Raw genomic sequence first — 12693 nt, 5'->3', positions numbered from 1 at the left:
CGTCAGCCCGCGAGCTTCGTGACGGCCGCGCCCCACTGGTCGTTGAGCTCGGCGAAGTAGCTGTCCTTGTCGCCGTCGGCTGCGCCGCGGGCGATGTCGACGAGCTTCTGGCGATACAGCGGGCCGTAGAGGTCGACCTTCGACTCGTTGGCGGTGTCGGCGAGCAGGCTCTCCTCGCCGGCCGGCGCCGGGTTGATCTCCATCAGCTCGACTCCCGCGTCGGAGAAGTCGGACAGGTTGGTCGGCAGCTCCTTGTCCTTGAGGGGCGAGATCATGCCCTGCGTCTCGGTGTAGCCCGAGTCGGCCACAACCCACTGGATCCATGCCCAGGCGGCTGCCTTGGCCTTGGAGAACTTGCTGACGGCGAGGTTGTAGTCCCCGCCGATGACGGCGTACTGCGTGCCGTCGACGTTGGCCGGGAAGGCCATGTAGCCGATGTCGTCGGCCGATCCGCCGTTGTCCTCAGCGGCCGCCTGCATCTGCGAGATCGCCCACGATCCGAGGGTCATGGTCCCGATCTTGCCGGTGGCGAGATCGACCTTGGACTGCTCCCAGTTCGTCGTCAGCGGGTCGTCCTCGGTCAGTCCTGCAGCGACGGAGTCGTACAGGAGCGAGTCGATCGCGTAGACGTCGGTGCCCTCCGTCCACGGCGCCTCATCGTGCGCCATGGTGATGGGGGCGTCCGCGTCGTCGGTGATKACGCCGAGGTTGCCGAAGCTCTGCGTGAGCGGCCAGCCGTCCTTGTAGTTGGTGTAGAGCGGGATGGCGTCGGTGTTGTCCTTGACCTTCTGCAGGTCGTCGAGCCACTCGTCCTCGCTCGTCGGCAGCGACGTGATGCCGGCCTCCGCCCAGACCTTCTTGTTGTAGACGACGCCGTTCGCGTTTCCGCCGAAGGCGATGCCGTACTGAGTGCCGTCGTAGCTGGCGGCAGGCAGGAACCGGTAGGTGTCGGTGAAGTCCGAGGTGTCGCCGAGAGGCTCGAGGAACTGCTCGTACTGGTCGGGCTGAATCGCCGGGATGCCGATGACGTCGCCGAAGTTGTTGGTGCTCATCCGGGTGAGCATCTCGCCGGAATAGTCGGTGATCCCCTCGAAGGTCACCTTCACGTCGGGGTACTTCTTGTTGAACTCGGCTGCGTACTTGTCGAACGTGCCGTCGCTGATCAGATCCGTGCGCCAGGTGACGACCTTGACGTCTCCCTTCACCTCGCCGTCGATCGTGTTGTCAGCGCTGTCGCCCGACGCGCCTGCGCAGCCGCTGAGCATGATGCCCGCGGTCACGGTCAGCGCGACGGCGGCGAATGCCTTCCTTGCCATGTGTCTCTCCTTGTCGGTTCACCCTTGAACTCCGGATGCGGGGGTCCGCCGCATCGTCGCGCGGGTTTGTCGCAACTGAAGAGTAGGCATGCGGTTGAGGGCTTCGCAAGCGGAAAATGTCAACGCTGTCTCCTGGTGTCCGATCGCAATATCGGCCAAAATAAATGAGCTTGACCGGGTCTATTTCTGCCGCAATGGGGATGCCAAGACGCCATATGTCTCGAAAATGTCCATCGTCGACATTCTGCGTTCCGGTGCTAGGCTGGCGGCATTCCAAGGGAGGAAGCAGACCGATGACGGTGCAGAATCGTGCGACGCTCGACGATGTCGCGCGGCTGGCGGGAGTGAGTTCGAAGACGGTGTCGCGTGTCTTCGCCAACCGAGAGCTGGTCGCACCCGAGACTGTCGAGCGCGTGCTGGCGGCCGCCAAGAGGCTTCGGTTCCGGCCGAACACGCTTGCGCGCAGCCTCCGCCGGGGCGGCTCGACGAAGACCTTCGGCTTCATCATGGGCGAGCTCGGCAACCCCTTCTACTACAAGGTGGCCGCGGGGATGGAGAAGGAGCTGGCGGCCAACGGCTTCGCCCTCCTGGTCGCGACGACGGACGACACCGCCGAGGGCGAGGAGCGGGTGGCGGATGCCCTGCTCGCGCAGCGCGTCGGAGCGCTGCTGCTCATTCCGGTTGCCGAGGACCAGTCCTATCTCGAGGGCGAGCGCCACCTCGGCACCCCCGTCATCGCCATCGACCGACCGGCTCGCAACCTCGTCGCCGATTCGATCGTGCTGGAGAACCACCGCGGGGTGTACGACGCCACCACCCGGCTGCTCGCGCGGGGGCACCGCCGGATCGGCTACGTGTGCAATCCGGCATCGGTGTACACGCAGTCCGAGCGACTGCGCGGCTACCGCGACGCGCTCGCCGCGTACGGCATTCACGACAGCGCTCGGTGGGAGCGGCTCCTGGACGATCTGAGCGTCCGCCCGGACGGCATCGTCGAAGATCTCCTGTCTCAGTCCGACGCCCCGACGGCGATCATCACCGGCAACAACCGCGTCACCGTCGGCGCGCTTCGCGTGCTCCGCGACCGTCATGACGACGATCGCACGGCGCTCATCGGGTTCGACGACTTCGACACCGCGGATGTGCTCGGTGTATCCGTCGTCTCGTACGACCCGGTCGAGCTCGGACGTCGAGCGGCGATGCTCGCCATCGAGCGGATCGCCGACCCCTCCGGCTTCACCCGGCAGATCGAGCTGCCGACCTGGATCGTCGAGCGCGGCACGGGCGAGCGCGTGCCGCGAGAGGAGAGCGAATGACCACGGAGCACGTCCATCTTCGGTCCGGGGATGTGTCCGTCCTCCTCGAGCACCGCGCGCGCGGGCTGCCACGTGTCCTGCACTGGGGTGCGGCACTCGGCGAAGTGTCCGAAGCCGATGCCGTGGAGCTGGCCAAGGGACTGAGTCGCCAATCGCCGGCGGGAACGCTCGACGCGGCCTGGCAGGTGTCGCTCTCGCCGGCGGAAGGCGACGGCTGGAGCGGCCGCCCAGGCATGCAGCTGCGACGTGCCGGTGTGCTCCACCACGCGCGGTGGGTCGAGACCGACCGCACCGCCACCGTCGACTCCATCGAGGTGCACGCGCGGGATGCGGCATCCGGTCTCATCCTCACGATCCGCGTGGCGATCGAGGCGGGCGGCGTCGCGTGGGTCGAGCAGCGACTGCGCCACGACGGTGAGCCGGATGCCGCGCCCGTCGAGGTCGAGTGGCTCGAGTCCGCGCTGCCCGCGCCGACCACGACGGACACGCTGACCACGTTCGACGGACGGTGGACCCGCGAGAAGCGACCCGTCACGACCGGGATGCCGGCAGGCTCGACGGTCCGCCAGTCGCGACGAGGCCGCCCCGGGCACGATGCTCCGACCGTCATCATCGCCTCCGAGCGACCGCCGCTGTGGGGGAGCGGCCGGCTGTGGGCGGCGCACGCGGCCTGGTCGTCCGACGTCACGTACCGCGTCGACCGGGTGACCGACGCGGTGACCCTCATCGGGGCGGGCGAGCTCCTCCGCCCTGGTGAGATGGTGCTCGCCCCCGGCCAGGAGTATGCGGCGCCGCGGGTCGCGTTCGTGTTCAGCGGGGCGGGCCTGGACGGTCTCGCCGCGCGCACCCACACCTGGATGCGAGGGCGGGCGCAGCATCCGTCATCCCCACGGCCTCTGGTGCTGAACACGTGGGAGGCGGTCTACTTCGACCACGACGAGGCCCGGCTCCTGCAGCTCGCCGAGCGTGCGGCCGACGTCGGCATCGAGCGCTTCGTGCTCGATGACGGCTGGTTCCAGGGGCGCCGCGACGACACGACGAGCCTGGGCGACTGGGTCGTCGACAGCGAGGTGTGGCCCGGCGGGCTCGTGCCCCTCGCCGCGCGCGTGCACGACCTGGGCATGCAGTTCGGCCTGTGGTTCGAGCCCGAGATGATCTCGCTCGACTCCGATGTCGCGCGCTCCCACCCCGAGTGGCTGCTGCACGACCCCGGTCATCTCGACCACGACGCCGAGCTGTCGTGGCGCACGCAGTACGTCCTCGATCTTGCGAACCCGGATGCCTATGCTCACGTCCTCGGGCAGCTCGACGCCGTCGTCCGCGAGGTGGGCGTGGACTTCATCAAGTGGGACCACAACCGCGACCTGGTCGAGTCGACGCACGACGGACGCCCGGGCGGGCACCTGCAGATGATCGCGGTGTACCGGCTCATCGCCGAGCTGAAGCACCGGCATCCGGCCCTCGAGATCGAGTCCTGCTCGAGCGGCGGCGCGCGGACGGACCTCGGCATCCTCGAGGTCTGCGATCGGGTCTGGGCGAGCGATTCGAACGACCCGGTCGAGCGGCAGGACATCCAGCGCTGGACGGGGCTGCTGCTGCCCCCCGAACTCGTCGGCGCGCACGTCGGCCCCACCACGTCGCACAGCTCGGGACGCACCACCGCCCTCTCGTACCGGATGGCGACCAGCCTGTTGGGCTCGGCGGGCTTTGAATGGGACATCCTGTTGTGCGACGCGGAGGAGACCGCGACGATCCAGCGGTTCGGTGAGCTCTACCGGGAGCTGCGGTCCGTCGTCCACACCGGCGCCGTCGTGCACCCCGACCTCCGCGACCCCGCGTGGCGGGTGACCGGATTCGTGACCCCCGACGCCTCGGTGTTCGTGGTGGCCACGGTGGCGAGTCTCGAGGATGCGCGTGCGGAGCGGCTCCGGATGCCGTGGCTCGACCCCGCCCGCCGCTACCGGGTGCGGGTGCGCCGTGAGATCGGCGATGCAGAGTACGGGTGGATCGCACCGGAGTGGTACACCGACGGCGCGATCGAGCTGCCCGGACGCCTGCTCGCGGAGGTCGGGCTGCAGATGCCGACCCTGTGGCCTGTGCAGGCGTTCGTCCTCCACGTGACCGCGCTGGATTGAGGCCGGTGCCGCCGGACCAGGTGTCCGGCGGCGCTCCTCACCCGGCCTGGAGCAGCACGAGTCGCGAGTAGGCGCCGCCGGCGGCGATGAGCTCGGCGTGGGTGCCCTGCTCGATGACACGGCCGTGATCGATGACGACGATCCGGTCGGCGCCCCGGACGGTCGACAGCCGGTGCGCGACGATCAGCGTCGTGCGACCCCGCCTGGCGCGGTCGAGGGCTTCGGTCACGGTGGCTTCGGAACGGGGGTCCAGAGCGCTGGTCGCCTCGTCGAGCACGAGGATGCGAGGGTCGCGGACGAGGGCCCGAGCGATCGCGAGCCGCTGTCGCTGACCCCCTGAGAGACGCGAGCCGCGCTCGCCGACCATCGTGTCGAGGCCCTGCGACGACCCCTCCACGATGTCGAGGGCGTTCGCCGATGCGAGCGCCTCCATGATCACGTCGTCCGGGATGTGGCCGGCGCCGTAAGTGACGTTCTGCCGAACGGTGCCGGCGAGCAGCACGGTCTCCTGGGGGACGATCGACACGTGCCGGCGGAGGGCCCGCAGGTGCAGCGTGGCGAGGTCGTGCCCGTCCACCAGCACCGCTCCGGAGGACGGGCGGATGAAACCGAGGATCACGTTGAGGATCGTCGACTTGCCCGACCCCGACGCGCCGACGAAGGCGACCGTCTCGCCGGAGCGGATCTCGAGCGAGATCGCGTCGAGCGCGGGGCGGCCGTCGCTGTCCGGGTCGGGATAGGTCACCGTGAGGTCTCGGAGGGAGATGTCGCCTCTGATCCTCTCGAGCCTGGCCTTGCCGGTGTTGTCCTCGACATCGAGCTCTTCGGCGACGTCGGCGATCGAGCGCATGGCGTCCATGCCGCGGGCGAGCACGGGGGCGGCGCCCAGCAGCATGACGATGGCGTTCGTCAGGATGGTGAAGTACGTGGAGACCAGGACGACCTCGCCGGCGCTGATCGGGATGACCCCGGTGATCGACGCGGCCGCCGCTCCGACGAGGCATCCGAGCCCTAGCAGCTGGTAGGCGATCCACGAGATGGCGCCGAAGCGTCCGTTGAGGACGTCGAGGTCGCCCCCGGCGCGGCGCACCGAGTCGGCGCGCTCCGCCACCCGCGCGGTCGCGACGTCCTCGAGGGCGTGGCCCCGGGTCAGCGGAAGGAGCGTCGCCATCTCGTTGACCTGCGCCGAGAGCTGCTCGACTTCGCGCCGGAACACCTCGTTGCGCGTCGCGGCCCGCCGCCGGATGTAGACGATGAGCGAGGCGGCGAGCGGGATCGCCAGCGCGAAGACGACGACGAACTGCGGCACGCGGAGGGCGGTGACGACGAGCGCGCCCACCAGGGTCGCCGCGGCCGACACGACGGTCGGGAAGAGCTGGGCGAGCATGAGCTCGAGGTTCTCGACATCCCGGACGATCTTCGTCTGCACGATCGACGCGCTCTGCCGGTTGTGGAAGCCGAGCGACAGGCGCTGCATCCGCGCCGCGAGGCCCGACCGGACCGAATAGGCGAGCGATCGGGTGGCGTCGCTCGTGAGCCGGATCACGATCATGCTGAACGGGTAGTTCAGTGCGAGCAGCAGCGCCGCGATGGCGCCCCAGAGCCAGATGCGCTCCAGCGGTCCGCCCCCCACGACGATGTCGATGATGGCCGCCGTCACCGGGGGAAGCACCCAGACCGGGCTGTCCTTCACGACGAAGGCGATGACCGCGATGATCATGCCTCGCCGGTGCGGTCTCAGCAGTCGGAAGAGGGACCGCAGCGGATGCCGCGCGGTGATGCTCTTCGTGAGGGCGGCCTCGTGGTCGACCCCCGACACCCAGCCGGTGCGCGCGTCAGACACGGGCCTTCACGAACCCGACCTGCTCGGCCCACTGGTACGCCTGACCGCCCTCGTGCTCGTTGTGGGTGTACACCTCGATGTGCTTGTCGGCGCCCGCGTAGCGGTTGAACGCCGCGAAGACGGTGGACGGAGGGCAGATCGGGTCCATGAGGGCGACGGAGAACAGCGCCGGCGCCGTCGCGCGAGTGGCCATGGTGGCGCCGTCGAAGTACGAGAGGGTGCGGTGGACCCGTTCGTCCGCCCCGCGGTGCACCGACAGATACCGCACGATCTCCTGGTACGGATCGCGATCGGTGAACCCGACCGCGCGCGGGAAGTCGCAGAGGAACGGCACGTCGGGGAGTACGGCGACGAGGTCATCGCACAGCGCGCCGGCCGCCAGCGCGATGCCCCCGCCCTGGCTGGCTCCGACGACCGACACCCGTGAGGCGTCGACCTGTGCGAGCGTGCGCACGGCGTCGACCGCGCGCACGGCATCCGTGAAGACCCGACGGTAGTAGTAGTCCGCGGGATCCTCGATGCCGCGCGTCATGAACCCGCTGGAGGACGGACCGGTGCCGTGTGGATCGGGGGTGCCCCCGCCCGATCCCCACATGGAGCCCTGTCCTCGGGTGTCCATGAAGAGATACGCGAAGCCTGCCGAGGCCCAGCCGAGCCGCTCGAAGGGGAGGCCCCGGCCGCCGCCGTAGCCGTTGTACTCCACGACCGCCGGGAGCGGGCCCTCGGCCCCGGCGGGCAGCAGCAGCCACGCCTTCACGGGATCGCCGGCGAACCCGGGGAACGTCACGTCGAAGGCCTCGATCGTCTCGAGGGGCGTGTCGATCGGAGCCACGAGGACGTCGCCGCCGGCCGCCCGCGACTGCGCGAGCGTGTCTGCCCAGAAGGCGTCGAAGTCCTCCGGCTCGGGCAGGGCGGGGGAGTACGACTGGAGTTCGGCGAGGGGCAGGTCCAAACGGGGCACGGCAGTCCTTCTGGGGGAGTGGGATGCCGGCGCCCGCCGGCCATCGAGCGCACCGTCGACCGGTCGCATCGCCACGATAGGCACTGGGCCGGGGCCGGTGCAAACCGCGCCGGATGCCGGTGTCCGGTCGTGTCCGGGAGTGACTCCGGCCGTTGCGTGGAGCGCTCAGAGCGCTGGCGCGCAGATAGCGGGGACCGTGCGCCCATCGCGGGCGGCCCGCGCCCGTGCGGCTCTCACCGTGTCCTACGACTGTCCGGGTGCAGCTCTCAGGAGTGAATCCATACGTCGACGCCGCGGGGCGCCCAATCGTAGATCTGCTTCGCGCGCGACTCCGGCATGCCGACGCAGCCGTGGCTCCGCTGGGTGCCGAAGGCATTGTGCCAGTAGACGCCGTGGAACGCCTGACCCCCGTTGAAGTACATCGGCCACCGGACGTTCGGGGTGGAGTACGTGCCCGTGACGTTGCCCGCGGCGTCGCGGTTGAAGCCGTTCATCGTCTGGACGGCCGTCTTGTAGCCGATCGTGTAGTGGCCCGTGTAGGTGGGTGTGTTGGGAAGGCCGCTGGAGATGGGCCAGGAGTCGACCACCGCGCCGTTCTCCTTGACGTAGAGGCGCTGCTCGCTGAGGTCGACTTCGAGCAGGCGCGCGAGACTCGTGGTGGTGAACGCCACTTCCTTCACGGGCAGCGTGTAGACGGCGTTCCCGCTCGCGAGCTGCTCGGCGTAGGCGTTCGCGATGCCGTCCGTGGTCTCGAGCTGGCGGCCGACGACGCCTTCGGTGGGGGTGCTCAGCACCTTCCCCGACTGGTTGACGATCGTCGTCGAGTTGACGGCAGCGCGATCGACGGCGGCGGGAAGCCCATCCACGGCGGCCTGGATCGCGCCGGCGTCGGCACTGATGTCGAACGTGCCCTCCTCGGTGGGAGCGACAGTCAGCCAGGACGCGAGCGTCGCCCGGTCGACCGGTACGGTGCGCTCGGACCCGACGTAGAAGCCGGCCGAGTCGAGCATGCCGTTGAGAAGCGAGGCGCTCTGGTCAGCGATGGCGGTGGTTCCCTCAGCAGGGACGGCGGCCGCCACGGGGGTGACCTCGCTCGTGGTGTCGCCCTCGGCGAACGCGGCGGTGAGGCTGGACTGCACGGCGTCGATGTCGACACCCTGTCCGTCCACCGCGGGCGTCACGACATAGGTGGCGCTCGCGGGGTCGAAGGCGATGGAGGCATTCACGGGTTCGATGTACATCGCCGGCAGCGCCGCACGCAGAGCCGACACAGCGGTGGCCGCGTCCAGCGCGACCGGCGCGTCGACCGGGTCGCTGAACCAGGCTCCGACATTCCAGGCAGGTCGCTCGGCGAACGCGGAATCGACGAGGGCCTTCGCGTCCAGGGACGCGCCGAGCTCGGAGCCGGTCAGCTGCGCTTCGCCGTCTGCGGTCGTGAGGACGAGCGTCGTGGACGCGAGCCCCTCTTCGACCGCCTCAGCTGCCGCACCCGGCGTGAGGCCGCCCACATCCACGCCCGCGATGGCGGTTCCCGGGGCGATGAGAACGAGGGATGCCGATCCCATGCCCGCGGCGACGACAGCGACCGGGATGCCGATCCAGAGCCAGAGACGCCGCTTCTTGCCGGCGGGCTGCGCCTCGGCCCATTCGTAGGCGGGTTCTTCCGCCGTCTCTGCAGCTGAGCTCAGGACGACCGTGTCGTCGTCTGGCGAGGACGCATCAGCGTCCGGCCTGGCGGCCAAATCGGTCATGCCATCACCCCCGGCTCCCGAAACCTTGACTCTCATGGTACGGGAAAGCACATTTCGCCGCGGCTACGGTCGTATCACGACGCTCTCCGTCACTCTGGAGCGCAGAGATCCTCGAACTGCTGCACGGTCTCCTGGAACGTCTCGCCGATGGTTGCGAGCTTGCCGATCGCCGACACATCGCCCTCGACGATGTCCTGGAGGATCCCCGCTGTGGTGTCGAACATCTCCTGCACGCCGGGGAGCACAGCGGCCACATCCTCGTTGGTGATCTGGTCTGCGGCATCGCCGAGCTCGGCGGCCGCCGTCTTCATCGCCTCCACCACTGCTGCCGGATCATCCTGGGCCGCGTCCTGGAAGTCCTTCGACGCCTGCTCGATGGTGTCCTGTACGAGCGCGCATGCTTCGGCGACGCTCTGCCCCTCGGCATCCGGAGTCTTCGAGGCCTCAGCCGTGCGACTTGCGGTCGGTGACGGCGTCGGAAAGGCGGTGCAGGCGGTCAGTCCGAACACGGTGGCGACGACGACGATGGCGAGTGCGGTGATGCGGCGGTTCATGGGTGGGCCTCCCGTGCCACAGCCTATGGCGAGGAGCGCGATCGGGGGAGTGGTGGGCGGGTCGGAGCGAATGTAACAAGTTTGTAAATGTCCCATCCAAATCCGCCTCTGCGGTTGCGACATGTTTGTTTGTACGGTGTACTAACAAACATGTCTGCATCGGAAGTGCAGCGCGGCTCTTCCACCATCGAGTCGCCGCACCCTCATCCCGGAACCGGGAACTCCCGCGCGTTCGGCCCGGGACGGGCTCTCCGCCAGGGCGGAAAGGTGCTTCCTGAGCACGCTCGCGGTCACAACCGCTCGCTCGTACTCCAGACGCTCTTCCACCAGGGTGCGATGTCGCGAGCGGATCTCGCCCGCGAGACCGGCCTCACCCGGGTGACGATCTCGGACCTGGTCGCCGACCTGATCGCAGACGGCTTCGTCGCCGAAAGGGGCGTCCGTGAGGCATCCGGCCCCGGCAAGCCGGCCATGCTCGTCGATCTCGACAGGGACGGGCACCGGATCGTGGGCCTGGATCTGTCTGGCAGCGAGGCGTTCATCGGCGCGGTGCTGACCCTCGACGGAGACATCGTGGCCCGCGCGAGCCTTCCGGTTCCCGCCGGGGCGCAGGACGTGGTCGAGGCTGTCGTCTCGCTCGCCCGCGGACTCGTGGCCGACGCGCACGCTCCTGTCCTGGGCATCGGCGTCGGGACCCCCGGCATCGTGAACGAGCAGGGCGTCATCCTGACCGCCCCCAACCTCGGCTGGGCAGGGTTCGATCTCGAAAGCGCCCTGCGTGAGGCCCTCGGGGTGCCCGTGCTCGTCGCGAACGACGCCAATGCGGCCGTCCTCGCCGAGTACACCTTCGGCGGCGCCGGCGACGACGTGCTGCTCGTGAAGGTCGGGCGCGGTGTCGGTTCGGGTCTGCTGGCCTCGGGTCAGCCGATGCGCGGCGCCCACTTCGCCGCAGGCGAGATCGGTCACGTCACCATCGGAACGGACGGCGGCCCCGTGTGCGTCTGCGGCAAGGTCGGATGCCTCGAAGCCTGGCTCGCGGTGCCTGCGCTGACCGCCCGGCTCGCCGGGGCGCCGGACTCCGACCGCGACGGCATCCTGCGCGATGCGGGGGAGCGCCTCGGCATCGCCCTCGCACCGATCGTCGGCGTGCTCGACGTCTCGGAGATCGTCCTCTCCGGTCCCACTGAACTTCTCGGCGGACCCCTCGCGGAAGCGACCGTCGAGACCCTCCGCGCGCGGACGCTCGCCGAATACCACGACGGCGTGCGCGTGCGGATGACGGAGCAGGGCCAGGACATCGTCCTGCGCGGTGCAGCCGTCATGGTCCTGTCGGGACAACTCGGGGTGTCGTAGTACAGCTCGTCCTGCTCCCGGGTTCGGCCCGGACCAACAATCCCCCCGGATGGGCCACCAGGCCCATCGAATCACCAGAAACGAAGGAAGACACCATGAACAAGAAGCTGGGAGCCTTCGCCTTCCTGGGCGCCGCGGCATTGGTGCTCGCGGGCTGCTCGGGCGGCGCCGGCGGCGAGGCGAGCGCCGCGCCCTCCGGATTCGACCCCGATGGCGCCAAGAACCAGAACATCACCTTCTGGGTCATGGGCGGCGACACCCCGCCGGAGCTGCGCGACTACCTCGTCACGGAGTACAAGTCCGCCACCGGCGGCACCCTGACGATCGAGGAGCAGAGCTGGGGCGACGCGCTCACGAAGCTCGCGAACCAGCTCCCCGACGCGAACAACACCCCGGACGTGACCGAGATCGGCAACACCTGGGCGCCGACGTTCACGACGGCGGGTGCGTTCAGCGACCTCAGCAGCATCTACGACGACCTCGGCGGCAAGGACCTCCTGCAGTCGTTCGTCGACGTCGGTTCGGTCGACGGCAAGGAATACGCGCTTCCGTATTACTTCGGCTCGCGCTACATCACCTACCGCAAGGACATCTGGGATGCCGCAGGCCTGTCGGCGCCGACCACGCTCGACGAGTTCAACAGCGATGTGAAGTCCCTGAAGACCGACGATCAGGCAGGCTTCTACATCGGCGGCCAGGACTGGCGCAACGGCATCTCGTGGGTCTTCGCCAACGGCGGAGAGCTCGCGAAGAAGGACGGCGACACCTGGGTCTCGACCCTCTCGGACCCGAACAGCATCAAGGGTCTCGAGCAGTTCCAGGATCTCTTCGTGAACGCATCGACGGCTCCGGTCACCGAGGCCGACAGCACCCCGTGGGTCAACATCAACAACGACAAGACGGGTGCCCCGCCGACCGCCGCGACGATCATCGCGCCGGGCTGGGCGCACTGGTCGATCGGCGACTACACGGGCGACAAGACCAAGGACGACGGCACCACCGTCGAGGTGCGCGAGTGGAACGACGACACGTTCGGCGTCTTCCCGCTGCCCGGCACGACGGCCGGCGAGGCCGCGCCGGTGTTCGCCGGTGGCTCGAACATCGGCATCTCGGCCAAGAGCAAGAACCAGGCCGGCGCCAAGGAGCTGATGCGCATCATCTTCTCCGACGAGTACCAGCAGATGCTCGGCCAGAACGGCCTCGGGCCGGCCAACACGACCCAGGTCAGCTCGCTCGGCGACGACCAGTTCGCGAAGGCGCTGATCGACTCCGCGCTGAACTCGAAGCTCACCCCCGCGGCGCCCGGCTGGGCTGCGGTCGAGGGTCAGAAGATCCTCGAGGAGTTCTTCGGCAAGGTGGCTGCGGGTGGCGACATCAACGCCCTCGCGAAGGAGTACGACCAGAAGATCGACGCCATCATCAACGGCTGATCTCCCGCTCCGGGTCCGGAGGCGACGCCTCCGG

9 protein-coding genes are annotated in these 12693 nt (G+C 69.0%); 4 read left to right on the top strand and 5 right to left on the bottom strand.

The genetic code is table 11. The annotated features are described in order from the left end of the window. Nucleotides 1–2 precede the first annotated feature (2 nt). Nucleotides 3–1316 carry an ABC transporter substrate-binding protein gene (locus tag AC1DP3_RS12915; protein WP_477293870.1) on the bottom strand — a complete coding sequence of 438 codons (1314 nt, stop codon included), beginning with the start codon at nucleotides 1314–1316 and terminating at the stop codon, nucleotides 3–5. A gap of 293 nt (nucleotides 1317–1609) precedes the next feature. Here AC1DP3_RS12915 and AC1DP3_RS12910 point away from each other — a divergent pair, with 293 nt between their 5' ends. Both AC1DP3_RS12910 and AC1DP3_RS12905 read left to right on the top strand, forming a co-directional pair. Then, entirely contained in the window at nucleotides 1610–2632 is a 1023-nt protein-coding gene (locus tag AC1DP3_RS12910; protein WP_477293869.1) for a LacI family DNA-binding transcriptional regulator, read from the top strand. Next, nucleotides 2629–4767 (top strand): alpha-galactosidase, encoded by a 2139-nt coding sequence (locus AC1DP3_RS12905; RefSeq protein ID WP_477293867.1) that lies wholly within the window; start codon nucleotides 2629–2631, stop codon nucleotides 4765–4767. Before AC1DP3_RS12910 ends, AC1DP3_RS12905 begins: the two co-directional genes overlap by 4 nt. Nucleotides 4768–4804: 37 nt before the next feature. On the opposite strand, the gene AC1DP3_RS12900 is transcribed toward AC1DP3_RS12905, so the two are convergent. The 4 genes from AC1DP3_RS12900 to AC1DP3_RS12885 form a co-directional block, all read right to left on the bottom strand. After that, nucleotides 4805–6610, bottom strand: a complete 1806-nt coding sequence (locus tag AC1DP3_RS12900; protein ID WP_477293866.1) for an ABC transporter ATP-binding protein — start codon at nucleotides 6608–6610, stop codon at nucleotides 4805–4807. Continuing rightward, the gene (locus AC1DP3_RS12895) at nucleotides 6603–7571 is read right to left on the bottom strand and encodes an acetylxylan esterase (RefSeq protein WP_477293864.1); all 969 of its coding nucleotides are present in this window, start codon (nucleotides 7569–7571) and stop codon (nucleotides 6603–6605) included. Before AC1DP3_RS12895 ends, AC1DP3_RS12900 begins: the two co-directional genes overlap by 8 nt. A 266-nt stretch (nucleotides 7572–7837) precedes the next feature. Further along, nucleotides 7838–9322 (bottom strand): L,D-transpeptidase family protein, encoded by a 1485-nt coding sequence (locus AC1DP3_RS12890; protein ID WP_477293863.1) that lies wholly within the window; start codon nucleotides 9320–9322, stop codon nucleotides 7838–7840. A gap of 89 nt (nucleotides 9323–9411) precedes the next feature. Beyond that, nucleotides 9412–9876 carry a hypothetical protein gene (locus AC1DP3_RS12885; RefSeq protein WP_477293861.1) on the bottom strand — a complete coding sequence of 155 codons (465 nt, stop codon included), beginning with the start codon at nucleotides 9874–9876 and terminating at the stop codon, nucleotides 9412–9414. Between the two features lie 150 nt (nucleotides 9877–10026). Between AC1DP3_RS12885 and AC1DP3_RS12880 the strand changes: the two genes are divergently transcribed. Further along, a complete protein-coding gene (locus AC1DP3_RS12880) occupies nucleotides 10027–11229 on the top strand; it encodes an ROK family transcriptional regulator (RefSeq protein ID WP_477293860.1) in 1203 nt (400 codons plus the stop codon). A gap of 95 nt (nucleotides 11230–11324) precedes the next feature. Beyond that, nucleotides 11325–12659: an extracellular solute-binding protein gene (locus AC1DP3_RS12875; RefSeq protein WP_477293858.1), complete on the top strand. Its 1335-nt coding sequence runs from the start codon at nucleotides 11325–11327 to the stop codon at nucleotides 12657–12659. The last annotated feature ends 34 nt before the right edge of the window (nucleotides 12660–12693 follow it).

This window comes from Microbacterium sp. P5_B6 (genome assembly GCF_056400345.1).
The sequence above is the reverse complement of the archived record's forward strand: the minus strand, read 5'-3'. Positions and strand labels throughout refer to the sequence as shown.

Excerpts from the sequence above, each read along its gene's own strand:
- AC1DP3_RS12910 (WP_477293869.1), top strand. The coding sequence starts at position 1,610 with ATGACGGTGCAGAATCGTGCGACGCTCGACGATGTCGCGCGGCTGGCG.
- AC1DP3_RS12905 (WP_477293867.1), top strand. The coding sequence starts at position 2,629 with ATGACCACGGAGCACGTCCATCTTCGGTCCGGGGATGTGTCCGTCCTC.
- AC1DP3_RS12890 (WP_477293863.1), bottom strand. The coding sequence starts at position 9,322 with ATGACCGATTTGGCCGCCAGGCCGGACGCTGATGCGTCCTCGCCAGAC.
- AC1DP3_RS12885 (WP_477293861.1), bottom strand. The coding sequence starts at position 9,876 with ATGAACCGCCGCATCACCGCACTCGCCATCGTCGTCGTCGCCACCGTG.
- AC1DP3_RS12880 (WP_477293860.1), top strand. The coding sequence starts at position 10,027 with ATGTCTGCATCGGAAGTGCAGCGCGGCTCTTCCACCATCGAGTCGCCG.
- AC1DP3_RS12875 (WP_477293858.1), top strand. The coding sequence starts at position 11,325 with ATGAACAAGAAGCTGGGAGCCTTCGCCTTCCTGGGCGCCGCGGCATTG.